The organism is Paenarthrobacter sp. PH39-S1, assembly GCF_030063245.1.
GTDB lineage: Bacteria > Actinomycetota > Actinomycetes > Actinomycetales > Micrococcaceae > Arthrobacter_M.
On sequence record NZ_JASISR010000029.1, the window covers coordinates 12,055 to 38,073 of the forward strand.

The following is a 26,019-nucleotide window of genomic DNA, read 5'->3' on the forward strand; positions in this document are numbered from 1 at the left end:
TCATTCCATCGACCAATCGTCTTTTCCGAAGCCGAGAGTCTGCAGATTCTCGCGAATAGCAACACGTTGGACGGCAGTGAGTTCGCCAATCTTGTCGGACTCTATGTCGATGGTGACACTGACCCCGACTCCAGCACTAACAAAGTGTGAGATAATCTCCTCGTAGATTTGGCCGACATCTCGAACGAGTCTAGTTGGACTTAGCTCTTTGGTGGCGTGGAACCGTGTTACCAATTCGGCCGATGTGTGCGTCGCGGAGGCCGATTCCTCTTGTTGGTTACCCTCTGCTGATGGTGCATCAGATTCGTTTGCTCCTGATGCTGGCCGCCCTGCGGGCGTGCCGTTGCCAGACTCGTCTTCCGCCTTCTTCGCAGCTGCAAGATCAGCGGCAAATTGTTTGCGGGCGACTGCGGGGTCAACGATGAGTCCCTTCGGCCGGACGTCGGTGGGAGAGCTAAGAGTCAGTCCCAAGAAGCGACCGTTTTCATAAGCGTCCGCGTAGGCGAACCCGTCAATGTCCGCGTGCAGGATTTCGTCTAGTCGCCATACCGCCTGTATCACGACCTGTGGATTGACGACCTTGGGCATGTATACATACTGGGTGAAGTAGCCAGCCATTGTGTCAACAGGAATATATGGTTGGTCACTCCATAGTCGGAGCTTATTGATCTCCATGCGAAGGAGTGCCGCAGAGTAGTTGCGGACTACGAACTCGCTTGCGTCAGCCTTCTTTGTCACCCGGGCAGCAAGTGACCCGTCTCCGTTCATATGCATTGCTTCGAGCTCAATGACTGCAGCACCAGGCTGCTGATGCGGAACCAATATCCACTTGTACGCTTCACGAATTGACTCAGCAACAGTTTGGCCGGCTTGCCTTACTCGTGAAGTTGCTAGCTTGACGTTGTGCTGGTCGAGATTAAGCGAGTCCTTATTGTCCAGAATGTACTCCCACGCCAAACGGTCTCGTACCGCATTGAGCATGACGTCCACTCTGTCGACTTCCGGGGCAAGGAATACGAGGCTATTTTTGTGAATACGAGCGTTGGTTCCTCTTCTAGTCAAGAACTCCAGCGCCGCTACCTCGGCTTCGGACTTGGCTCTCTTTGAGAACGCCCGATCAGGACCGAATATCACCAAGCCGATGCCCGGGTCATCCTCTACATCAACACTGCCTGCAGGGAACCTATGGATACGTTGGAATAGACCTTTGTCTGTTTCCTGCCTAATGACAGAAGCCAACTCATCGAAAACCTGATCCTCGTGGTAGCCGTCGGCGCGCTCCTGAACGATCTGCGACACGGTTTGTTGGAGGCTAAGCCAGTATCGGTCGTGGTCCCGATTCATATACTTTCCGTAGTCCCCAAGACGCCGCAATGCATCAGCAAGGTGTGCAGGGTTGTCACCCGGGTAGGTGGCTCCAAGGACAACCCGTTTTTGTTCGATGCCTCTGATAGTCGCTGCCGAGCCGTTGCGTTCCCGGCGGTTTGCCATCGGCGCCGTACCGAGAAATACACACCGGGCGGCGCGCTTCGCAGCCATGGAGCGCCCGAGGATCTTGATTTCGTTGTCGATGGTGTTTGCGGCCGACGAGTCGCCAGCGATATCTGCATCTACTATGGGTTTCCACATGTCGTCGAGGTGATTGGTAATTTCCTCGAAGACCTTCTGGTTGTCCAGGGGGATAGACGATGGAAGGATGAGAGGTGATCGGTCACCGCTCGTCCACAAAGCGTGTACGACAGTAGCCATGAGTCGCAAAACTCCACGGGTCCGTTGGAAGCGCTCCAATGTAGACCAGTCCTGATAAAGGCGGTCAAAGACCTCCGGGTGGACTGGGTAGGCCGCCTTCATCGTAGAGCGATACCCGGGTTGCATCACTTCATTCGGCAGATCCGCCGCGTGTGTTCGGTAGTGTTCCAGGAATTTTCCGACAACCAGTTCGCGAGAAGCGGTTTCAGAACTTCCAAATGGCTTGAAGATTCGGCGTCGAACGATTTCGAACGACTCTTCCGATGTCGCGGGCTGCCATGCGGTCTCTAGCCGGTGAATCACCGAGCGAAGGTGGCGGAGGGCTTCGAGACCAGCTGTCCCGCCAATTTCATGTTCGTTTTCGATCAAAATATCCGACTGCTTCATATCGCGTACGACGTCGGAGGCGGGTAGTGAGACAACGAGGAGCGCGTTATTGACAGCCTTGGTTGCCTCGGTTAGCGATTGCACGAATGTCATATGGGTGTCGAATGTACCGGCCGGGAGTGAGTCAGCTCTTGACCACAGCTGCCGCAAATATGCTACCCATTCGTCGATGAGGATGATGCAGGGGCCGTACTTTTCGAATAGGGCGGCAAGATCGCTAGTCGGTGGGGGAGCAGAACTCTCGTCGTATCGCGCGACCATCTCGAATCCCTCACGACCACCAAGCTGCCATGCGAGTTCCCCCCACATGGTGTTCACTACAGTGCCATCAGACTTGGTGGAACCCAGCACGGATAGGTCGTTGCCAACCAGAACAGCACGATTTACCTTGCTTGGAAGCTCCGTGAGGCCGAGATTGTCAAGAACCTCCCGCATTCCGGGCAATTTATCTACGGGCGTACCGGACGCGGCATGATATACCGCGAGTAGCGAATGAGTCTTCCCTCCACCGAATGTAGTCATCAAATCAATTACAGGTTCACCGCCGACTCCATTGAGTCGCTGAACTGCTTGCTCCAGAAGATACCGAAGACCACGAGTCAGATAAGTACGGCCGAAGAATTCTGTAGGGTCACCATATTCGGGTCCAGCGACCCCTTGGTGAACCTGCCTTAAGTCGGCCGCGAATTGTGCCAGCTGGAACGATCCACGTGCCACGTCGTCGTGGGGCTCCACAACATCTCGCCAAGCAGGGAGTCCGGTGGAATCGACTTGGACCGAAAGTGACTTTTCTGTCGCACGTTGGAGGCGCTTCTGATCTTCCTCGAACATTATCCGTCGGAAGTCACGACGCATTTCATCGACCGCATCGGCCTGATTGACAGCACCTATGGCTCGCAATAGATGCTCACCATCCATCAGTACTCGCTCAGTTCTCTCGGAAGAAATCTTTGCTCCATGCGCCCATTCCTTACGTGCGTCCCAGAGAACTGAAATCGCGCGCTTCTCTTCAAAGCTGGCATGATCCTTGAACAAAGGGTGCCACTGCTTATCAAAGACCCAGAAAAGGTATGCAGGGTCTGTCGAATTTGGTGTCGCGTCTCGACCCGATAGCCCCGGTGTACGGCCCACCTGGTCTGCCCAGTCGGGCCCGCACTTACTTTCCAATAGACCAATCATCCATGGGCCAAGACCCTCAGCCACAAGGTCAAGAACTCGTCCTACTCGTTCTTTGTTTGTAGGTGCCATTTTTAGAACAACCCTTCGGTTGGAGCAGACAGTGTAGAGGCTAGCTTGACCAATTCGGCCCAAGAGTTGATCAGTGCGTTGTAGCGCTCCTGATCCGAAGTGCGGCCCTTCTTGGCGGCAATGTCGTGCAGTCGATAAACGAGCGCCATCGCGGGATCCTGTAGATTTCCAAGTACAGACATGAGTTGGGAGGCCTCCAACTCGCCGCCCCGGTCGATCAGCCGGTGGGCAAGATGATGGACCGCTTCCCAGGCAGTAGGACAGATATCCGATGACGGGACCCAGCCTTCGTCAAGGTCGTTGGCGCCGAGCAGTTGCACCTTGTTTCCTTGGCTGGAGATGACTTGTGCCCGGGCAACGTCGTCAACTCCGATACCGAGAGGACGCGCCGTCTTGTCTGCCTCACCAAACGATGCGGGTTCCCATCCATACGATTCCCACCAGCGCACGGCGAACCTAGATTCTGGATCCAATTCACCTTCTTGCTCATCCAAGACTTCCGACAGAGCAGCGTTGATCAGGCGAAGAGCCTTATCCACCGGAACGTTTTCTCCTGACTGGTCGAGCACTGCTCTGTACCGTGAGTACACCTGCATCCCTGGCCCTATTGCTGCTTGGGCCAAGTCGACCGGGAGAATTGAGGCGGCTTGGAGATCACGGACTGAGGGCCCGAGCTCGCGTCGAAGAGCTCTGTTAAAGTCGGCCAGGGTGCACGAACTGGCCGAGCCCGAACGGGGGCGGCAAATCATTACAATGTATGTTGCAACCGCATTTGACCCGATACCGCGCATTCGAGTACTGCCAGTTCCGTGGACGGGCCATGTGCCCGTGATTTCAAGCCCGGCGTTGATCATTGCTGTAAGGATGGAGGACCAGCGAGTTTCCTCTTCGCGACCTCCCTTCTGTTCTTTGGAGGCGTAGACGACCAGTATCGGCAATTCATCAGCTGCGGCCTTTTGCAGGCTCTTGAAGGTTTCCGTAAAACCCTCGATGAAATAGGCCTGGGCGGTTTCCTTCGTCCCACCGTTACGCCAGGGGAATGCTGTTAACTCGCCAGCCTTGGGCGCGGCAATTGTGTGGTACAAATCTGGGTGTACCGCACGGAAAGCAATACGATGCCACATGTAGAAGAAATCGGACAGATCTGCATAACCAATTGCATCAAAATAGGGAGGGTCAGTAGCTACCAAAGCCATACCTGTTCCGCTGGCTTCTCGAGCGTCACGGCGAACGACTGTGCCGGAACCTTCCGCGACATAAGGGAAAGCTCGCGTAACGGATTTACAGATCTGTGTCCAATCGCCCACTGATCCCCCATCAAAATAGGTCTCAGCAAAATCCCACATCATCGGAAGGTCTGCCCGGCTAAAGGCTGCCTCTGCCTTTGAGTTTGCGGCAGCGCGGAGTCTCCACTGACAGAGGCTAGACCCGAAGCGTGCCAATTGACCTACGGCCAATCCCAGCACTGTAGTTACCGCCTTGGACCAGTCTTCGCTACCGCCTTCTTTGCGGACTAGCTCCGCTGTGTCGGCTACAAGCTGAGCAAAGGTAGAAATCGTGAGTAATTGACGAGGCGTGTATAGATCTTTGAACTCCGTAAGCCCATATCGCGGTGGTGCAACATACTGGTTCGCAGGACCAAGACTAATATTCGAAACTATATCGGGGACTTGTACATCCGCGGCTGCTAGCTCCTCTTCGGGGCTGGGAATCCGGTACTTTCGGTGCCCATCTACTTCAGTCGCAACCGCAACTATTCGTAGTCCCATCCTGCCACTCTCGGCCAGGCCACGTACGTCAGCTTCAGTGACGAGCTGGGCACATGAAACACATGCGAACGAAGCACCTCTTCCGAGCTTGGGCGGATCTTGGGGCCCGCCGGATTGACTGGCCTGTTTGACTTCGAGAATGACTTTGCCATGGCGGGTTGAGGGCTCGAGCCACACTAAGTCGCCCTTCTTTTTCGAGAGCCACCATGTTGTGGTGAGAATAGTCTCGATGCCGCAAGCGGGGTTGGTACAGGGAACAGTCCGTGCCCACAACCAGGCAACTGGCGTTTCTCCCTGTGTAGGAGGGAACACAGCCCTAAGTCGCTCAATCGCGGCTTGGCGGATTCGTTCAGCGTGGTACTCGACGTCACGGACCAAGCCATCGAGACCGCTGAAGGGGCCTGCCGTATCGGCGAAGAGACGTTGTTGCTTTGTCGAGACATTTTCAACTACTTCGGCTCGTCCGAGCGGATGACAAGGCTGGATGCCCTTGACCGCGGGTAGTAACTGAGTCAGGGTTCGGCTGATAAGCACTGGAACGGGATTGAGGTCTGATCCTTCTGACTTCAATCCGAGCCGCTGTGCTTCAACCAATGTAGAGCCGCCACCACAAAAAGGATCCATGACCGTCGGTGTGCCGTCAGGGAATTGTTGACTGATGATTTTTTGGGCTTCTTCGAGGGTGTCGTCGTCCGGGAGATCGGCACCGTTGACGACAAGGCGCTTAATCAAATCAAGGAGATATACGCGACGATTGTCATGTTCCGGGTCGTCGATAAGGGCCGCGAAAAGTAGCGCTCGCCAGGCCGGCAATGGCATCGGCGCGAACCATTTGTGCATGTTGCGAATTGTGCCCGTCTTGCGGTCTTTGTCGGCCTTGCAAGCTGCGTTTATCTCTTCGAGAGGCAGCGCAACTTCGATTAGCTTTCTCTTACGACTGGTCTCTGCCACTATGGCTCCATCTTCTCGGCATTGTTCCAAAACGGGTCCCAGTCGAATTCGACGCGGGCAGCTCGGGGATCTATTGATGAAGTGATTGGGTTGCGTATGTATCCAACGGCGGTGCTGTCGTCGGAGTTTACCCGTACGAGTGCGAGGACGCTGTGAATACCCTTGTTTAGGGCGGTGACAGCTTCCTGCCTGGTCAATACGAAGGTAGTCCCCCCATGGAATCGTCCTTTGACTTCTATAAAGTCGAGTCCGTCAGGAGTCCCTGATTCGATGTCGTAGCCAGGATTATTATGCGGCATTTCCGTGCAGGAATGCCCGAGGGAATCTTCCACTCGGAGCACGGCATCTACGGCTAGACGTTCAATACGGATGGTTTCCTTCGCTCGATAAGTTGCGGCATCCGGGTCCTCTAGAGCATCTAACCAACCCTGAGTAATAACTAGACACGCCCCGGTGATTCGGGGTGGGCGTGCCGAGACGTCTCGCTCCTTTTCGAGTTCTTTGAGCCTACGCTCGAGGCGTCTCGACAGAGCTTCGGCGCGCTGGCGGAGCTGGGATGCAGGGAGACGGGTTCGCTTTCCCGCACGCTCATGCTCAGCGAGTTCGAAGGCGCGCTGGTCCCAGTAGTTGATCTCCTTAGTGAGACGATCCCGTACTAGTCGTTCCGTCTTCGTGACACGTTCTACTGTGCGCGCCAAAACCACTTCCGCGTGTTCCCGAGCCACTGTCTGGGAGGCGTATCGAACGACGCGAGTATCGAGATCGAGAGACTGACACCAAGGTTCCGTGAGTATTTCTTGGCCGGTCGAACTTTCCTCTTCACTCGCCGCATCCAGATTAGGTATTGGGCTTTGTGTGAGCGCGGAAATAGTACTGTCCGCATCGACTCTCACATATTGAGCACGTCGGGAAACTACTAATGGCTGGCCGTCCTTTCCAGTTCGTCCGTCTGTGACGTCATGTTCGAGGAGGCAAACAACGTACGGTGTTGTGGCCAGGGCGGCCCGATCAACGAGAATGGCGCCTCGGCGCAGGGCGTCACGGTAATGGTCCGTGATTACATCCATTGTTGCTGCCATGAGCGGGTGTCCAGGGTGAAGTAGCGTGGCGACATGGGCGTTACCTGCCACTCGCACGTACTGCGGGTCGAATGCGACGCGATGATAGGCGTTCACCACCGGGGCCCCGGAGCCTGTGAGTCTGTTTTGCTCCCTGACATCGGCAGGAACCGTCTTGATTTCGTAACGATGGTTCTCGCGAATACGGAGGTTTCCGCCGAGATCTTTGAATGCCTTGTGGAAGAATGCCTCCACGTGGTGCGGCTGCAGACGCGCCGCCTCAGCACGGTCCATTTGTCGGCGTACTTCCTCAACCGTAGACTTCGCAAGGTTTGAGGACACAAGTTGATTGGCCTCAAGTAGGTCGGCAACCCCGTCGGCGATCTTCGCGTCTACTACCTCGGTGAGATACCTCTGCCTTTCGGGCGTGTTTTCTTCGCGGACAGCTTGAATCATAAGGTCGCGCAGACTATTACCCTCGAACAAGCTTCCCAGCACATCGTAAACTCGCCCTCCGAGTGCGGAGCGTTGTTCACCCATTTTTTCCAAGAGCCTCGTGTAGACGTTTCCTTCACGGGTGTCCTTGGCCACAAGGGACCACATATGGCATACGTTTAGTTGTCCGATGCGGTGGACCCGTCCGAATCGCTGCTCTATGCGATTCGGATTCCAAGGCAAGTCGTAGTTGAGAACTAGATGTGCGTTCTTATGAAGATTGACACCTTCGCCGGCAGCATCCGTCGCCACGAGGAAAATACACTTTTCGTCCTGTTCAAAAGTTTCTTTCGCCTTTTTTCGATCCTCGCGCCGTGTACCGCCGTGGATGGTGACGACAGCATCTTCCCGTCCGAGGTGATTGATGAGCCTCGCTACGAGGTCGTCGAGGGTGTCTTTGTGCTCGGTGAAAATAATAACCTTACGGCGGGACCCTATGGCGTCACGCATTTCACTGCTGTCCTCTAGGGTGTCTCGAAGTGCATCCCACTTAGCGTAGGAAGTGCTTGTCTTGACTGCAAGCGATTTTACTAGAAGACAATCCAGTATGATGATTTCCGCTTTGAGCTCTTCCGGTGTTCTAGCAGTGGTTGCATCCGAAACCGTTTTGTCTTCTAATGCCTCACGCTCGGCATCCGTAAGGTCTTCGATGTCCGCGTCGTCTTCAGGGACTTCAATGTCGTTGTACAAGTCGGAAGGCGAAAGGTGGCTGTCTTGGAGCTCGCTTGTAAGCCGAGTCCTTCGTCGTTCCAAAGAGCGATGGATGGCTGCTGGCGACGAGGCCAGTCGCCTTTGAAGTGTGGTCAGAGCGAATCCCACGGCGATCTTTCGCCGCCTGTCACCCTCCATGCTGTCTGCACGGTTCATCTGATCCCGCACATAGTTGGTAACTGAGGTGTACAGGTCCTTTTCAGCCTGGCTGAGTTCGTACTGGACTGTGTATGCAAAACGTTCAGGGAAGAGCCTAGTGCCTTCGAATGTTAGAAGTTCTTCCTTGACAAGACGCCTCATCAGGTCAGAAACATCGGTCTTGCTCGTACCTTCGCGAGCGACGCCTTCGAATCGATCGGAGTCGAGAAGAGCCATGAATAGCTGGAACTGGGCCTCCTTACCGGAATGCGGCGTTGCCGTCATCAGCAAGAGGTTCCGTGTGTGCCTTCCGAGCTCTTCTGCCATCTGGTAACGCCTGGTTTTCTTTACCTGGGACCCGAATGCTGTGGCAGACAATTTGTGTGCCTCGTCAAAGACGATGAGGTCCCAGTCGAGGCCACAAGCCTTGTCGAGAATTCCCTCGCTATTTCGAGCCAGCATGTCAAGCCTCGCTAGCCACAGCCCGCCACGAGAGAATGGGTTTACTTGACCGAGAATTCTGTCGCGGGTAAGGACTTCGAATTCGAGCCCAAACTTCTCCCGCATCTCCTCGTCCCACTGATCAACTAGGACACCCGGCGATACAACGAGAACGTTTGCAGCGTCTCCGCGCAGAAGTAGTTCCTTGATGAGTAACCCGGCCATGACGGTCTTGCCGGCGCCAGGATCGTCCGCAAGCACGTACCGGAGGGGTTGACGAGGTAGCATCTCCCCATAGACCGCTTGGAGTTGATGCGGCAATGGGTTCACATTGGATGTACCCAAGGCGGCGAGCGGGTCAAACAAGTGTGCCAGCTTCATCCGTCGTGCCTCCGCGGCAAGGAGGAAAGCTTCTGGAGTGGCATCAAACGAAAAAGCGCCCCCGACTGACGTGGGCTGCAAATGTGGCAAGGCGTCTGAGAACACGATCTTCTCAGCCAAGTCGCCGTTCTCCATCCGATACGCCACAGAAGCCGAGTCGTCTGTGAGGCGGTCAACGGAAAGGATTTTCACTGGGGCTGGTCCTGCAAGGCCGGAGACCGTTGCGCCGACTCTCAGGATTGAATACAACAAGCCCGTCAGTTCATTAGCCATGTCCCCAAATGTTCTCTTGCCAGTCTATTGTCCAAACAACCCTACACCGGTGAGCAGGCCCTAATAATTGGGACATACCACGCTGGACAGACTTTCCTGGTGACAACCATGTGCCGTCTACTTTGGAAGGTGCCGGTACAGCGAGTCAAGGGCTCCGATTGCTTCGGTCGAGTCATGGCGTCTGCCATGCTCTGCGACGGGAGTCGTGAGACAGCCTTAAGTCTTTGAGAGGATTCCCGATTGTGTAGTTGTGCAGTGGTGTGCCCAGCTCACAAGCCGACAAGGTACCCCCTCGATGGTCTCAACGGACACTATCTGTGTCGCCGACAATTTCCTAAACGAAGTCCAAGTCATGTATCTGGCGTCGAAAGGCCACGGGTTAACAGAGCTGGCAGAGGGGCCGTAGGCCTCGGTCCGCAAGGTATTCTCAAATGACAATCGCTATCAATTGATAGCAATAAACGCTGCAATGACTAGCTGGGGGAAAGCATGCCAATTTCCTATCGATCAATTTTGAGTGTTCCGTCGTCCTCAACGTTAATTGCGGACGTCGACAAAGTTGTGGCCTCATGGTTGGAGAGCAAGCAGATCACCGTCCCGCTCCTACCTGGGACGACGATTCATGATAACCAGGAGATATCGCGCATCGATTGGTCCAATGAGGTCGTTGCGAGCAGGCGCTGGCAGCTGCGGGAGCATTGGGACGAACCCATCTGGTTCACTGGAGATCGGCAACCAGAGCGTATCGCTGTGACGTCAATTACGGTCATTCAGGGTCGCGACCAAGCACGGATCTGGGTAGATATAGATGCTCCCGTTCTCCGCTACACGAATAGACTCGGCGAAGAGGTCACTGAAGTTCAAGAGTCCGGCACCCCGCGTGTCATCAGGGCTTTGATAGCAGACCTTGAAACGAATGACGGTGCAGCTCATCCGTTCGCAGCTCCCCTTGTAGTCCGAACCGTAAAGCATGTTCAAGAGTTGGTTACCATACTGGCCGATGACCAACGGATTGGTTCATCTTTGGTTTCCTCGCCGCCTCTTGGAATCGAGTCCGCACAGTGGGTCACTGTCGTTGCCGACCTGACTCGCGGCCTCGACGGGATGGCAACCAGCTACGTAATCGATCCTGAGCAGCTGAAGGAATTTAACACGGCAGCGGGGGCTGCTCTGTCCATAGGTCCGGGCAGCCTCAGAACATTTCAGCCGGGCGTCAAGCTTGGCATTCCTGCGGATGCATTCCGTCATCGTGTTCTGAGCGCTCGGAAGATCAGGGAAACCCCGCTCAAGAAGATTGCCCGGATGCTTCGGAATGCGGAGGTCAAAAGACTGGCCGACCTGCGGCTACCGCTAATTCTGCGCGATGTCGACTACGGACTCCTTCGTAGCCAGCGCTACCAGCCACTGCAAGGAATCGAAGAGCTTCGCGAGGAAACGAAGACCGTTGCTGAGGAGCGCGACATTGACCTTGCCCTGCAGCTCAACGATCGCCTCGCAGCGGAACTCGAACGCCAGAAGAAGGACGCGCTTGATGCGCTAGAGCAGGCTATCGGGCTGATGACACAGCTTGATGATCTTAGAGAAACGATCGAGATCATGGAGCTGGAGACTTCAGAGGTGGCTGCTCGTGCAGATGAATCTCAAGATACCGTAGAGGTTCTTCGCCGCAGGCTCATTGGTCTTACGGCTGTTGCCGAGGCATATGCGCCACTTACAGATGACGAGAGAACCATCTACCCAGAGAGCTTTGATGACCTTGTGGATCGGCTCGAAGATTTTGATCGCCTCTCGTTCGTCGGCGATGCTGAAACCGCTCGAGCCTTGGATGAACACCCCAACATGACCGTTGCTGTGCACAAAGCTTGGGACGCCCTGGCGTCGTTGCAGGATTACGCGGCGTTGACGTCAGACGGCAGCTGGACTGGCGGGGGCATCTATAGCTATATCAATGATGGCGGTCACAGTGGGCGTTGCCGACTCTTGGGCTTTCGGTCAACGGAGAGCGACACAGTGCAGAATAATCCAGGAATGATTGCTCAACGGACTGTGACAGTTCCCGCAACTGTCCATTCGACTGGACGACTAATGATGACGACACACGTGGCACTTCTGAACGGGCGCGCGGGTGCTCCACGAATGTACGTGTACGACAATGTTTCATCCGACGGACGTGTCTACGTGGGGTATCTAGGAGAACATTTGCAGACGGCGCGGTATTGAAGTTGATCTAGGGCATGCAGTTGAGACTCACGGGGCAATCATCATTTCGCTCGCGTAGGTGGAGGAAATCAGCTAGGACTGAGGTTGCCGCCCCGTGAATGGGTTGGCCTTTCAAGGTGACTTGCTGTGCAATAACACTCATTGCATTGAACGATCTCTAATTGCAATCGATCGTATTCTTTTGTCTTTGAAAACCACAGAGTGTAGCGAGATTTCTCGAAGAATGTAGGCAAAATCGACATCCCTTTCTACTGGGTCGTCTGTGTGAATTAAGTTGGGATCCCATCATGCTTGGTTCCCAAGCTAGACAGCTGACTATTGGTCAGGTGCAGGTGTCAATTGTCGAACGATTCCTGCCGCTTGATTTGTGCTGCCAGGGAGGCGCCGTCCCGGTAGATTTTGTTCGCGACGGCCGTGCCGTTGAGATCGCCGACTTTGACGAAGTGTATCTGCCAATCGGAGGGGCGGACATGGTTTGGCGTCACTTCGCTCGGTCGGTCGGTCGGTTATGGTGGTGCTCGGCAGCGTTGATTTCCAGGTGCATCTCGGAGACGTGAAAGCCGACGCTCACCCATCGAAACCAGGGCCTACACTCACGCCCAAAACCAGAGAACCGGCTCGGCAGGGAATCAAATCCCCGCAGAGCCGGCAACCCGACCATCATGGAAAACACGGGCCAACGGTCTCGATTGCTTGGGCCAGCGGCGAAACAGTTTCTGGAGTTGTGGGTTCACTCTTCCGCCATTGACAAGTCTTGCATTCTTGCCAACAGTGATCGGCCGAGTGCTGAGTGGAGGCCGCGAACCCATACAGCAGATTGAGCTCCTAGTGAGATGAAGTCTACCAACCGATCATCGTGGTACTTCGGTTGGAAATGAAACACTCCGTTTCTGAATTTGCGCAGCGAGGAAAGGTTTTCTTCATGATCCAGGAATTGCCCAATCTCGTCATCCACGAGCCCAAGTTCCTGCCAGCCCTCCGCCACAACAAATAGAGTTGAATACCACAGGGAGAGGTATATCCACTGGTCTGACCAATCGCTGTCTCCGGGATAAGCAGCAACGCCATGCTCCACGGCGCGCGCATCATAGTGAGTCTTCATCCTTGAACTGTTGAGGAAGTATTTGTGCAATGATGCGACTCTTTCGCGATTCTCCAGATTCATACAAAAGTCATGTCGGCTAGGGACACTACGACAGCTCAGCAGAGGTTGCTGTGGACACCAAGTCGAGAGCCTCGGTAAGCAAGCCGTCTGAGGCTAGCGAGGAACCGTCCTCAGTGTAATTGCTGGGCTGGGGCTCGGGCACGCAAAGAGACGCATCATCCTTCGGTATTAGAAGGAGGACCACCTCTTGGAGGGCACGGCGGCCACCGCGGCCGCCAGCGCTGGATGAGCCACCGAGTGTACTGTGGACTGAATCTACATACTTGTCGTAAACATGCCACTTCTCTTGCGCAATGTGAATGATGTCACGAGCGCTGAGGCCATTGCTTGCGTCGGCATCCGGAAAAGTGATGATCACCCGGCATGAGGATGTGCGCAGTGTCTCGAGAAGTTCGGTCATTGCTTCTGTTGCCTGACTTTTCATGCTGAAGTCTGACGTTTCTCGGAGGACACGTGCTGGAGCCCGACCTGCACCCGACACTTCGGGCCACCCGCCGAGTGCAATTCCTTCAAGTACATGATAGAACCGGCTGTACTGAACCGCCGAGTAGGGAGGGTCGCAGAACACGAGGTCTCCCGGTTCCAGACTTTCTGCGACGCTGATAGCGTCAGCTACTATAGCTTTGCCTATTTTCGTTGCATGTCGGTTCGCAAGCGTTTCGACTTGCTTCTGACAAATTGCAATGACGTCTCGCGTCCAAGAATTCTTGATGTATGGCAGCAGCTTTTTGGTCGGTTGAAATGGCTGAGCTGTATGACCAGGAGCTGCAGCACATACGCTTGCCGCGTGAAGGATTGCTGCAAGTCCAATCTTTCGCTGGTCTGCTACTGAAGGTAGAGATGAGTAGAGCAAGTCAAGAATATAGGCCTGCTGTGGCGAAAAATAGTGTCCGCCATAGTCACGCGTGATGAAATGCTCTTCAGTAAATCGAGACGACTTTTTCCTTGCTCTCATGACTGTTGCTTTTCCGAGGCGTGCGATTGGTTCTTGGAGCTGTTCGTAGAGTGGGTCGTCAATTAGTGAGCGGTGAACTGCACCTGTCCATGACGTTACGACGTCTGACTGGCTAAGCTTGGCGTCTCGCTCAGTGATGCAGCCAGCCAACACGCTGGAATAGTGTTGAAGGTCTACGCTCACCACCGGCAAGGCGGTGTTCTCGGCTATGTAATGACCGACGGAGCCGGAACCAGAAAATAAGTCTATAAACCGGGTTGAATTCTGAGCCTCCTGCAGTAGCAGTGTGCCGAGCTCTCCGCGGAGCAATACGCTCTTGCTTCCCATGTATTTCACGCAGAAACTCCAGAATACTTACTGTTTAAGAGCGACTCAATCAAGCAAAACTCCATGCCACTACACGCTCCGTTTGCCCGAGAATAACCGTGTGGGCTCTAAGTTGATCGATGACACCGTGAGCATCAGAGTTCGTAACGGTGTCAAGTAATTCGAGTGCGATTTCCGTGTCAACCCATAGATCAAGTTTTGACTCAGGAACTTCACTAGGTGACCATAGGCCGCGGGACAGACCAAGGCTATCAATCCAGGGTTCGATTGCGTCCATGTCGATTCCAGAGTCCTCGAGGAGCCGAATGCACATTCCGGTAGATAGACGCAAGAGCACCGTGGTTCGCGCAAACATAGATTCGATGAAATCACCCGGAGCGGTGGACGCTGCGTCATTTCGGAAGGCCGCAGCCAGAGTCTCATCGATCTGTGTTGCAGTGGGATCCGTTTTGAGTTGTTCATAGAGAGCCGTCGAGACACTTTGTGTCGGAGTGGCCATTTTTAGCCATGGCTCCCAGCCAGACCAATCGATCTGCCCGGTTGGTTGGCCGGCTGCGTCGTGAACTTCATTTATGGAACTAAAATTACTGGTCAGTATTCGCCGCAGCAGTGCATGATCGAGCACTGGAAAGCCGCCGCGGACATCCGGTTCGAGAGTTGTCCAGAAATGAGAAACTACTCGGCACATGTCGGAAGTGGAGAGGTCCTCAGCAACCAGCCGCGTGGGATTGTAGCTTGCGGTGTTTCGTCGCGTGCGGTCAGCGGAGAACGACTGCAGATCGAAGGCGATGCTTGAAAGTAGATCGTCCACGATGGGACGAAGCGCACCACCAGGCAACGCATTTACCCATGAATCGAGTTCAACGCCACCGGGGCGGAGTACCTTGCCCATTACCTGGCTCGATCGAGCGGACGTGTTCCATGCATCAAGTAATTTCCAGACTGCGAGGTGGGTGCCTTCTTTCGAAACATCCTCAATTTGACCAGTGGCCGTCACTACGCAGTTGTAGCCATTCCCGACATAGATCCCTTCCGACGCCAGAAGTGAAATGGCGCCTCGAAGCTCAGCGTAATACGTGAGATGCACAGCCGTGGCCAGATCTCCTCGAACGAGCGCATCAACGGCACGGCCCAAATATCCCCAAGCATCTCCGCAGTGAACGAATGCTCCAGCTGCCAGATACTCGGCAAAAGCGTCCTCTTGGCTAGACGGAACTGCAAAGTTATCTGATTTGAGTTGTTTTTGTGCGTCCGCTGAATATGGATTGGAGTTTGATAACCATGAAGCATCTGTTGTTACTTTGATGCGGGATAGGGCACTTACTATTTGATTGTGATCGGCATGTTGCATCAATAGTTTTTGGGCCGCCGAAAGTGGCGTTTGTACCGACGTTGTCACAGTCAGCTCTCCAAATAATGTGCAGCGCTAGCAACTGCTGCATGGGGAGAATTGCGCAAATGGAATGCGAGCTGGTTTCTGAGTTCCCTGTACCCACCGCTTCCTCGAAGCACTGCTTTCACGAGTCGTTCCTGCTCGGTTAGGCCCAATGCGCTGCTAGATCTCCAGTCAAAGCTGGTGAGGCTCTCGCAGATTTGCCCCAGAAACTCAAAGACTGGCTCATTTTCGAGTGACTTTGCTGCCAGGGAGACGTTCTCCGGTGACACATCAGAAAAGTCGGTAAGGTCCCGCCATGAGGACAATTGGAGTTCGCGATGGCGGATGTAACAAAGATCATTGATGACAGACTGGAAACCACGTACGCCTTGATCTGTTGCGAGGAGACTGTTGGTTCCGGCGAAAGCTGGATCAGTGAAACGATTCGGAGTATGGCCGTCGACATCGAGTTGCCCTGCCTGCTCCCTCAGATGTTCGGCCCAAGGTTCCTTGGCTGAGCTGGTCTTCTCTGCGAGTAAGCGCCATGCAGTTAGCAGGAAGGCCCCTTGCTGAAGACGCGACCAGGCGAGGCCGTCCCCAGCATCTGGAGTCCCGCCAAATATGCCGCCAGCGGGGCCTTTGGTTGGTCGCCAAGACTTGATCATGCTCGAGGTAAGGCTCCGGATGAAAGCTGCTTGAGTAACGGGACCGTTGTCTTTTCGTGTGCCCCCCAGCATATTAATTCGGCGATACCATGGGCTGTCCGGACTTGCCCAGAGGATCTCCGTAAGTTCCTGCGCCCTGCTTTCTCTGTAAACTTGAACGACTTCTCCACTATCGAGCCATGACTGTTCTCGGAGCAGTGGATACAAGTCGAATGCAAGCGATGGATTTATCTTCTTAGGCTTAATATTGATGGTCCAGAAAAGGTAGGCCTGCCAGGAGATATCAAGGCCATGGAATGCGACTACCGGGAGATAGTACTCGTCACCGTCTTTGTCGTCGTCTTCAAATGCGAAGAGTCGATGCTGGCCATCGATGACCTCGATCGGGGGCATTTGATTTTCATTATCGACAAGTTTAGGTAGGTGAAGTAATGCAGAGTTAGTTAACTGATCGTCTTCGACTTTGATTACTTCAGAGCTAGTGAGCCTTCTCCCTGAGCGTTGGTCATTGACGTTCAGGATGTTCACTACGACTGCAGTTGGTAGCCAACCAGGCTTCTTTAGGCTGTCGCTCTCGGGTTTCTGTCTTTTCGCTTCGCTGAGACCAGACCAGGGATACCCGCCTTCTACGTACCGGCGGATCTCCTCGCTTCGCTCAGGGTCGTGTTTTCTTTGGATTCCCAAGTCATCTTTACGCGGGACGCCTTCGTCTGTGGATCGGCGATAGATACCGGCCAGGGCACGTAGTTGCGATGCAGGAAGTGAAAAGAGGTAGAAGTGCTCTTTTGGACGAGCTTGGTTCTGCTTTGGGTCGTAGGTTAGTTCATCCCACTGGGCGAGCCACTGACGGACGCGTAGCGCGGGAACTGGAGTAGCAGCATCACCCTGAGTCATGGGAATCCTTTGTTGTCTTACGAAGCGTCGATAGGCTAGCCTACCCCGGTGGACTATTGACGCCCAAGTTGCGGACTAGTATGGCGGAAAGCAGAGGAATCACAACTGGTAGATACTGCGCGCCGCGGTGGTGAACTTGAAGCGCCTCTCCGGCCAAGGGTTGGAACACGGAAGTGGGGTACGGGCCTTTGCCTGTACACATCGGCAAGCGAAGGCTAGGCACCGTCACATTCAGCACAATCCCTCGGGCCGCGGCAAGACCCCAAATCAGTTCCAATCCACAAATACCAACTCGGTCCGATGACATTAGGCCGACCCCTTCCAAACCCCTAGGAACGTGGGTTAGCGGCGGTCAACTACCGCTCAGTGCAATTTGTTCTGACTATTGGCATGGTGTTGTCGATGCCACGAGTAGTACTCCCGCGACTGGTCATTGAACGCCAAACATGTTAGTCCTATGATGCACTTCGTCTTGTGTTCTACTTGCTGAAAGCCTTGGCTGCCGTGCTCGATTTTTCCGTCATCATTGATGGCAATGTAACCGAGCTCGAACAAGGCATCGCAGCCGAAAAGGCAGGCCAACATCGAGACATGGTGAATGTCCATGCGTTCATCTTCGGTACAAGCCCAGCGCGGTTTGATATGTGCAGCGACCAAGAACGCTGTTGGAAATGACTCGCCACAGAGCGAGCAAACATTCCCGCGGCGCTTCAGCTGTTGGTCCCTGAGGAAGCGCTGCTCTCGTCGCACGGCCACGATGGATGATTTGTCGCTCAAGCCTTCAAATGCTGGCTCTGACGTTATGTCATGGAGCACATCGGTGGACGCTGTTTCGGTGACGATTTTGACACCGGCCTGACCTAATAACGCGAGGGCTCCTTCAGTATTCAGGGGAAAGAAGTATCCGTTTCGCAATCCTCCGAGAGTATTGACTGGCCCATACTTGTCGCTTGCCAGCGTTCGAAGCGCTAGGTCTCGATGAACCTGAACTCTGCTTATTGGTTTTGTAAGCACCAGGTTTCCAGCGGTTTTTGTCCCGGATTCAGCGTAGCCATGGGGCGCGTACGTGGACCCTGGCATGGTCTCAACCCGGCTCACGCCACGAATTTCAGGGGTGCCATAGTGGAAAACAACGTCTCCTGGGCTGGCGCTGTCCAGATTTCTCCAATGATCGACCTGCCTGCCACGGCTATCGCTCCGCGGGGCCCAAAGTGTCCCTTCCTGGAATACGGTGTCAAAGTTTGCCGTTTGATTGGCCCACCAGAACTTCGTGGAGGGATCTATAGAGATAGTTGCGGGCTCAAAGAGTTGATTTTGGTCAGCTGTACGGAGATCTATTAAGTCATACCTAAGACGTTTGAGAATCGACCTTGTTTGGTCCCCTCCGGTGAGGCTCGGAGGACCATCCTTGCTGCAAGAAAACTGAAGTTGGAACGCCATGGCGAGCAGAGGTTTACTTGAAATCAGTTGCCCCTGATCTATCACAACGTACCGCTTTGATTCCTTGAATCTAGTGCGTGAAATGAATTCTTCGTTGCCAAGTTCATGCCACAGTTCTATGGCTTTAGCGACGTTATGACTGTCCAGTTCCGACCAGGTTCTCTCCATCTGTCCATTCATACAGCATTTCGGTCGCATCCGGCGCCTTAGCGAGCATCAATTTGCACTTCAGTGTTTGGTCCCCGGCGGTGGGCCGCGTGTAGGTGATGCAATGCCCAGCAAACGGCGGACTTCTTCTCATGTGACTCGATTTCGAGTGTGCCTCCGCCCTGCTGCCTAGCCCAACCATAGTGTGGACCGCGTGCTAGATGCTAGCTAGCGTCTGCAGACGGAGAGTTCTCCAGGAGGTGGGGTGCGGAGTCAGAGCCAGCGGTCATGCCGCATTCGTTCCGGGCCAACTTGCCCGTCTGCTCGGGCTCGAATTGGAATGTGCATCCACAAACGACCTCAGGGATGGTTAATGGCAGGTGCAGAGCTGCGCTCGTGCCCGAGCTGTTGCCGAAATCGGCATCAGGCGCGTGTTCGGATGGCGCCCTTGTCGTGTCTAGAGAAGTGCCAGCGGAGTCCGCGGTGCACCGCTTTGTTGCCTCAGGAAACGAGTCGACGGGATCTTGGTCGAATAAGAAGTTAGATAAGTACGTGCACTTGTTTTGTCTGTACAGTGCCTTAATCTGCATCTACATGTAGTCTACTTACGTGCAGTGTTTGACTGGACGCAAAACCCCCTGGCTTGAGCTTTGGATTCGTCTTGGCCGGGGGCTTGACTCTGAAGGGGAATTATGACTGATCGCAACCAACTGATCACGCTGGATGTTTCGAATCTCGCTGCCGACGCGGTGGCGGAATTATTGTTGATGCATCGGACTCTGCTAACGCAGTTCGGCAGCAGTTCGGCCGCAGATCAGCCGCTCTCTGAGGTATCGGCACTGTCTCCGGCACCCATGAGGGTGCGTCCCACCGCGGAGTCCATTGCTGCGGCCGGATCCTCCGGCTGGACTGCCGATGCATACAGGCTCTTGCTTGATCGACTCATCTTGAATGGGCGGAAAGAATATGCAGAACTTCTTGAAGCTGCTGTGGAAACCGGTGGTTCATTGGATCGAGACTCGGTGTTCGGGGTAATGGTATGGCGTGATGGTCGGCAGATGAAAGGGTTCACTCGGCCGTTCGCTACGGCCATGAAGTATCTTGTATCAGCGGGCAACCTGCCAGAATCGGCCGATATGCCGCTGGACGCAAAATACGACGAGAGCATTAAGGGATATCAGAAGGCCATCGGTGTGGTCGTGGCCGCAGATCTTCTTAACGTCCTTGGTGTTGTTGCGGTGCAGTAGATAGTTTGAGGCATTGGCGCTAGCCGGGGAGACGCTCTATGACTAACGCCGATGCCTCAGTGGACCTGTTGCCACTTCCAGCTTTGCTAAGTCAAAGTCGGCCGTTCGTTTTCCGAAACGGCTTCCATATAGCTAGCCGGCTTTTTCGGTCATGAGTGCGTTCTGGTTGGCCTGATGGGATTATGACCGACTCGCCATAAACTCTCCAGAATCAACGCAAACTGGAGAGTATTTGGTATCTATCATTGTTCCATGATATTCCCGGGAACATGGGTCATTACGGGGCGTTGACAAGGGGTGGCAACTCGATACTTGTAAAGCGGGGGTCGTCGGTTCGAATTTAACGGAATCTCACGTTTTGCCCGGGGCCAGGCCATGTCCGACATTGCAGTGACGCGGCTCCGACTCGGATCTTCCTACACCCGGCTTATCGGAGCAGCGCTGAGTAAACCAGAGCTCCGGTGCATCAGTGCTCAACGACGGCAGTTCCCACTAATCCCGTCTCGGCCGCTCGGGCAGGCTGATGGGATCAGTGGTCTGCCCGTAGTAAGGGGCGGACGCTACTGTCATGCCGCCATCGACCACGAGGATCTGCCCGGTGATGTAACTGGAATTGGGGGAGAGCAGGAATTCGATGGCATTGGCCATATCCGCCACGGTGCCGGGATGTCCCAACGGGATTGTTGCGAGTACGGATTCCATCGGGGCCATGCCCGGCATGCTGTAGAAGTATTCCAGCGAGTCCGAATCGATCAGGCCTCCGTTGACGCCGTTGACGTTGATGCCGTAGCCGGCAAACTCCACGGCCATGTAGCGGACGAAGGATTCCACCGCTGCTTTGTAGGATCCGAGGGCAGCGTAGGTGGCGAATCCTCGTTGACTGCCGTAACTGGTGACCGCCACGATGCGGCCGCCTTGGTCCATGAGTTTGACCGCCTCCTGCGCCCCGAGCACAAAAGGCCGGACGTTCATGGCGTAGGAACGGTCCAGGTGGTGGGTCTTGAGGTCCAGCAGCTTTTTGAACGCCGAAGCTGCGGCGTTGTTGATGAAGAAATCCAGCCGCCCATAGGCAGCGTCCACCTCGTCGAAGAGCCGGATGATGTCGTCGGGGTTTTCGACATCCGCCTGGACCGCGATGCCGTCCCCGCCGGCGGCCTTGGCTTCGGCAACGACGGCCTCGGCCAGATCGGCGTTTTTCCGGTAGTTGATCACCACGCTGGCCCCTTCCGCAGCCAGCTGCAGGGCCAACGCGCGGCCGATCCCGCGCGAGGACCCGGTGATCAGTGCCACCTTGCCGGCGTATTTGCCGGCTGAACCGACTGCAGCACCGTCCGCATCGCTAGATGCACCATCGGCCGCGCCGCCGGCGGTCACCGGGCTGCCCCGGTCAGGCCCGAATCCGCGTCGTGGGCTGCGCCCATCGGTGCGGCCGGGTCCGGTGCCGCAGGGTCCGGTGCGTCCGGGGCCGCCCCGTGGCCCGCCCGGGAGAGGAGGTCTTTGGCGATCACGGCCTTCTGGATCTCATTGGTTCCCTCCTCAAAACGCTGCGCCCGGGCGTCCCGATAGACCCGTTCAATCGGTTGCGATTTCCAGTAGCCGAGCCCGCCGTGAACCTGCAGGGCCTTGTCCGTCACCCGGGTGAGCATGTCGACGGCGGTCAGCTTAGCCATCGAGGACAGGGCCGGGGCGCGATCGGAATCGGCTTCCCACTGGGCAGCCGCGTACATGACCAGGGCCCGGGCCGCCTCGATGTCCGCAGCGTTTTCGGCGAGTAGGAACGCGATGGCCTGGCGCTGTGCGATCGGCTTCCCGAAGGTAACCCGATGCTGGGCATAGCCGACGGCGAGCTGCTGGGCGCGCTCGGCCAGCCCGACGCAGCTCATCGCCACGGAGATCCGGCTCGGTGTGAGAAATCCGCCCAAGGCAATCGTCAGGCCGTCACCCTCGGCACCGAGGCGTTGGGACACCGGGACGGGGGTATCGCGGAACGTGAGCCGGGCGTGATCGGTGCCCCGAACGCCCATGGTGTTGGAGGTGTCCTGCACCGTGGCGCCGGCAGCGTCGCGGTCCACCAGCAGAGCCACGGTACCTTCCGAGCCGCTGCTCCCGGCCAGCCGGGCGAAAAGCAGCCAATAGTCACAGTTCACGCCGAACGTGATCAGATGCTTTGTCCCGGTGAGGTAGTAAAAGTCCCCGTCCCGGCGGACGGAGCAGCTGATGTCCGCGCCTGTTCCGTTATCCGGTTCGGTCAGGGTAAAGGCCACGGTGATGTCTCCGGCGACGGAGGGGATGATGAACTTTTCCCGCTGCTCGGCGCTGGCGTGCGGGTTCATGGACCGCCACGTGCCGTTGACCACATGGACGATCATCCGGATGGAGGCGTGGGACCGGGAGAAGACCTCCATCAGACCCATCCACTGCGTGAAGCTCAGACCGCGTCCGCCCAGTTCCACGGGCGCCGCCAGGCCCAGGAAGCCCTTGCTCTTCAGCTCGGCGCGCAGGGCCGGTTCCACCGTCCCACTGGCCTCGATCCTTTCGGCCCACGCCTCGGCGGGCCCCTCGACCCAGTCCGTGACCTCCGCCAGGAGGCTGTCGTAGAGTTCCTGCGGCACGGCGCTGCCGCGCCCGTCCAAGGTGGAAGCCTGCCGTACCGTCATTTTCCGCTGGCCTTTCTTTTCGTGTGCGTCTGCGGGACCAAGTTCGCGGCGCGCTCACGCAGCACGAATTTTTGGATTTTGCCCACCGGGTTGCGCGGGATCTCGTCTATTGGTTCGAGCCGTTCGGGCCAGTAGTGTTTGCTCACGCCGCTGTGCTGCAGGAACCGCTGCAGCCCGCTGAAGCTCAGTTCCGCCGCGGGTGCCAGCCGGACGAAGGCGCAGGCGCGCTCGCCAAGCCGGGCATCAGGCATGGCAACGATGGCCACGTCGGCAATGGCGGGGTGGGTGTGCAGGAGTTGTTCGAGCTCTGCGACCGGAAGTTTCTCCCCGCCGCGGTTAATGATGTCCCGCACGCGGCCGGTGATGCGCAGGTAGCCTTCATCGTCGATGGTGGCCAGATCTCCGGTGCGGTACCAGCCGTCGGAGCTAAACGTCTCCGCGGCCAGGTCGGGCCGGTCCAGGTAACCGTCGAAGACCGTCGGGCCGGTCAGTTCCAGATTCCCCTCCGCCTCCGGCGGCAGCCGCAGCCCGTCGTCGTCGACAATCCGCAACTGCACCCCGGTCAGTGCCCTGCCGTCGGTACCCCACGCCTTCGACGGCGGGTCCGCCGGTGAGGTGAGCGCGCCGAGCCCCGTCTCGGTGGTGCCAAAAGCCCCGCACACTGCCGTACCAAGCACGCGCGTGGCGCGTTCGGCCAGCGCCCGGGGCACGGCCGCGCCCGTCACCACGAAGACACGCAGGCGTTCCGGCCGGGTCCCGCCGTCTTCCACTGCCTGCAGCAAGTCGGTCAAAAAGGGCGTCGCGGCCTGCACGAATGTTGCTTCCCAGTCATGCAGAATTTCCAACGCCCGGGGAGCATCCCAGACGCTTTGCAGGATCTGCGGGACGCCCAGAGTGAACGACAGCCACATTCCGTAGAGGAATCCCGTCTGATGCGCCAGCGGCGACGGGATATAGATGGAATCGGTGGCGTTCAGGCCCAGCTGGCGCGCTGCCATCAGGGCAGCCCGGGAGAGCCGCCGGTGCGTATGGATCACACCCTTGGGCCGGCCCGAGGTGCCCGAGGTCAGCAGCAGTTGGGCGGCGTCGTCCGGACCTGGCGCGCGCGCGTCCAGGGCTGCGCGGTCGACGACGGCGGACGCCCAGGCGTGATGCCAGGGTGACCATTGCACCCGGGGATTTGTGTTGTTGGGCATCAGCCGCGGGACACCTGCCGTGCCGTGCACGACGAAGACGTGCTCGACGCGGATCTCGGCGGTGCCGGCGGTGGTGTCCGTGGCGGCGGCTGCGGTCGCCTCATCCGCGCTGCCGCCCGCGCCGGGATCCGCTCCGCTGCCCGGACCGGTGCCGGGGCCGCTACGGTCGAGGAGCCGGGCGATTTCGCTGGCATGCTGGCGGCCGCGGAAATTGTCCGCCACCAGCAACACCTTGGCGCCGGACTGCTGCAGCGCATAGGCAACTTCACGGTCCCCGAAGATTGGCATGATTGGCGCGATGACCGCCCCGATCCGCAGCGCCGCTGCGGAGATCACGACGAACTGGCGCCAGTTCGGCAGCTGGACGGCGATTCTGTCTCCGGCAGCTACCCCCAGGTTGAGGAAGACGGTCGCCGCGTGATCAACTTCGTTGTCAAGGGCCGCCCAGCTCAGGTGCGACGTCGTATTCCACCGGGCGTCCACCACGGCCAGGGCATGCGGTTTCTCTGTGGCCCAGCGACGGATCCAGTCCGAGGCCGTCATGGACTCGGCAGCGGCGCTCTCCTTCGCATCAGGCTCGGCGGGATGATGGAGCACAGGCCCGCGTGCGGAGCCCTGCTCCACCTCCATGTCCAGGCCGAGCGTCTGCATGGCGGCCAGGAACTTCGGGTAGGAGATTCGGTACGCATTCGGGTATGTCAGCGAGGATCTGCCGGCCGCGGCCGTTGCCGCGACGGCCAAGGACATCAGGACCCGGTGATCGTTGAAGGATGAAAGGTGGGCGCTGTGCAGTCGGGGAACACCGCGGACGCGTAAATTGCTGCCGTCAAAGCTCAGGTCTGCGCCCATGCTGTTGAGCTGGAGCATGGCCACCACGCGGTCTGACTCCTTCAGCCGGACGTGCTCCACATGCCGGAAGGCGCTTTCACCATCGGCCAGGGCCGCCATGACCGAGAGCACCGGCAGCATGTCCGGCACCGTCCGGCAATCCACGTCCAGCGGGCCCATCCGCCGGCCCTGGTGCCGCACCCTGACGCCGTCGGCCTGCCTGTCGTACTCCATCGGCAGCCCCATCGCGGCCACGATGTCCAGCAGCTCGGACTCCGGATGGTCGGTGCCGCTGGAGCTGGTCTGGCGTAAGCCGCGCAGCAGAATGTCCGACGGGTGCAGGGCCCCTACCGCCAGCCCGAAGGCGGCGGAGCCGATGTCCGGCGGCAGGACCAAATCCGTGGGCCGCGGCATCTGGTTTGGCGGGATGGTGTAACGCCTGCCGTCCGCGGACACATCGACCTGCAGGCCGAATTGGCGCATCATGCGCACGGTGAGCTCGATGTAGGTTCGTTCGTTGAGCGGCCCGTCGATGACCACTGTGCTCTCATCCAGCGCGAACGGAGCGAGCAGCAGCAGCCCCGAAACCCATTGGGAGAGCGTGCCGGAGATGTGCACTATGCCGCCGCTGGGACGGCGGGCCTTGACCCGGATTGGTGGGCAGTCAGTGGGGGAGGTGGCGTCTACCCCGAGTTGGCGCAGGGCGGCGAGCAACGGGCCGATGGGTCTGCGTTGGAAGTACTTTTGACCCGTGATGGTTACGTCGCGGTCTGCCAGGGAGGCCAGTCCCACCATGAAATACAGAGTACTGCCCGAGCTGCCGGCGGAGGCTGTATCCGAGCGCGGGTGGTACGGGCCGCCATGGACAATGAAGGTATCCCCGCTGATCTCGATTTGGGTGCCGAGCGAACGCAGCAGCGAGACGGTATAGTCCACATGCCGGGCGTCGCTGAGCCCGGAAATGTGGCTGATGCCGGGAGCCAGCGAGGCGAGAATCAGCGCCCGATGGGCATGATATTTCGAGTTGGGGATTTGGACGTCCCCACGGATAAGGTCGTCGGAACCAATGACGGATAATTGCACGATGCCAACCCGTTTCCACGATTTTTAGACGGAGTGTAACGCCTCTAGTTCTGCTCTCCTGTGGTGAAACTAGTCTTCGACCCATGTGGCAGGGTCGTTGGTAGTGAGCATACGTGATTTGGATCCTGGCGGCGCGGGCAGAAAGCTATCTCGTGGAAATTGTTGCCTTAAGCAGCTGAAACGCGGGCAGCTACAGCGCAGGCAACTACAACGCGGGCA

Annotated in this window: 13 protein-coding genes; 2 read left to right on the top strand and 11 right to left on the bottom strand. The window is 56.9% G+C overall.

The features are described from left to right. The 3 genes from QMG52_RS16625 to QMG52_RS16635 are packed head-to-tail and all read right to left on the bottom strand — an operon-like array spanning position 1 to position 9,601. Entirely contained in the window at positions 1 to 3,384 is a 3,384-nt protein-coding gene (locus QMG52_RS16625; RefSeq protein ID WP_283561542.1) for a DUF499 family protein, read from the bottom strand. Positions 3,385 to 3,386: 2 nt separating this feature from the next. Then, positions 3,387 to 6,104 (bottom strand): DUF1156 domain-containing protein, encoded by a 2,718-nt coding sequence (locus QMG52_RS16630; RefSeq protein WP_283561543.1) that lies wholly within the window; start codon positions 6,102 to 6,104, stop codon positions 3,387 to 3,389. Beyond that, positions 6,104 to 9,601 (bottom strand): helicase-related protein, encoded by a 3,498-nt coding sequence (locus tag QMG52_RS16635; protein ID WP_283561544.1) that lies wholly within the window; start codon positions 9,599 to 9,601, stop codon positions 6,104 to 6,106. The genes QMG52_RS16630 and QMG52_RS16635 overlap by 1 nt, the downstream gene beginning before the upstream one ends. A gap of 489 nt (positions 9,602 to 10,090) precedes the next feature. Here QMG52_RS16635 and QMG52_RS16640 point away from each other — a divergent pair, with 489 nt between their 5' ends. Then, positions 10,091 to 11,821 (top strand): hypothetical protein, encoded by a 1,731-nt coding sequence (locus tag QMG52_RS16640; protein WP_283561545.1) that lies wholly within the window; start codon positions 10,091 to 10,093, stop codon positions 11,819 to 11,821. 730 nt (positions 11,822 to 12,551) lie between these two features. Here the strand turns inward: QMG52_RS16640 and QMG52_RS16645 are convergent. The 5 genes from QMG52_RS16645 to QMG52_RS16665 form a co-directional block, all read right to left on the bottom strand. Continuing rightward, on the bottom strand, positions 12,552 to 12,986 hold the full coding sequence (locus tag QMG52_RS16645) for a hypothetical protein (protein ID WP_283561546.1): 435 nt from the start codon (positions 12,984 to 12,986) through the stop codon (positions 12,552 to 12,554). Between the two features lie 25 nt (positions 12,987 to 13,011). After that, positions 13,012 to 14,268: a DNA adenine methylase gene (locus QMG52_RS16650; protein ID WP_283561567.1), complete on the bottom strand. Its 1,257-nt coding sequence runs from the start codon at positions 14,266 to 14,268 to the stop codon at positions 13,012 to 13,014. Positions 14,269 to 14,317: 49 nt separating this feature from the next. Then, complete coding sequence (locus tag QMG52_RS16655) at positions 14,318 to 15,667, bottom strand: hypothetical protein (protein WP_283561547.1); 1,350 nt, start codon at positions 15,665 to 15,667, stop codon at positions 14,318 to 14,320. A 2-nt stretch (positions 15,668 to 15,669) separates the two neighbouring features. Further along, the gene (locus QMG52_RS16660; protein ID WP_283561548.1) at positions 15,670 to 17,202 is read right to left on the bottom strand and encodes a DGQHR domain-containing protein; all 1,533 of its coding nucleotides are present in this window, start codon (positions 17,200 to 17,202) and stop codon (positions 15,670 to 15,672) included. Between the two features lie 363 nt (positions 17,203 to 17,565). Further along, the gene (locus QMG52_RS16665) at positions 17,566 to 18,810 is read right to left on the bottom strand and encodes an HNH endonuclease signature motif containing protein (protein ID WP_283561549.1); all 1,245 of its coding nucleotides are present in this window, start codon (positions 18,808 to 18,810) and stop codon (positions 17,566 to 17,568) included. A 671-nt stretch (positions 18,811 to 19,481) separates the two neighbouring features. On the opposite strand from QMG52_RS16665, the gene QMG52_RS16670 reads away from it, so the two are divergent. Further along, the gene (locus QMG52_RS16670) at positions 19,482 to 20,036 is read left to right on the top strand and encodes a hypothetical protein (RefSeq protein ID WP_283561550.1); all 555 of its coding nucleotides are present in this window, start codon (positions 19,482 to 19,484) and stop codon (positions 20,034 to 20,036) included. Between the two features lie 492 nt (positions 20,037 to 20,528). On the opposite strand, the gene QMG52_RS16675 is transcribed toward QMG52_RS16670, so the two are convergent. From QMG52_RS16675 to aroA, 3 genes are read right to left on the bottom strand one after another with little or no spacing between them, the layout of a single operon-like run. After that, on the bottom strand, positions 20,529 to 21,410 hold the full coding sequence (locus tag QMG52_RS16675) for an SDR family oxidoreductase (RefSeq protein ID WP_283561551.1): 882 nt from the start codon (positions 21,408 to 21,410) through the stop codon (positions 20,529 to 20,531). Then, positions 21,407 to 22,693, bottom strand: coding sequence for an acyl-CoA dehydrogenase family protein (locus QMG52_RS16680; protein WP_283561552.1), 1,287 nt, complete (start codon positions 22,691 to 22,693; stop codon positions 21,407 to 21,409). The genes QMG52_RS16675 and QMG52_RS16680 overlap by 4 nt, the downstream gene beginning before the upstream one ends. Then, positions 22,690 to 25,800: a 3-phosphoshikimate 1-carboxyvinyltransferase gene (gene aroA, locus QMG52_RS16685; RefSeq protein ID WP_283561553.1), complete on the bottom strand. Its 3,111-nt coding sequence runs from the start codon at positions 25,798 to 25,800 to the stop codon at positions 22,690 to 22,692. The genes QMG52_RS16680 and aroA overlap by 4 nt, the downstream gene beginning before the upstream one ends. Between the last annotated feature and the right edge of the window lie 219 nt (positions 25,801 to 26,019).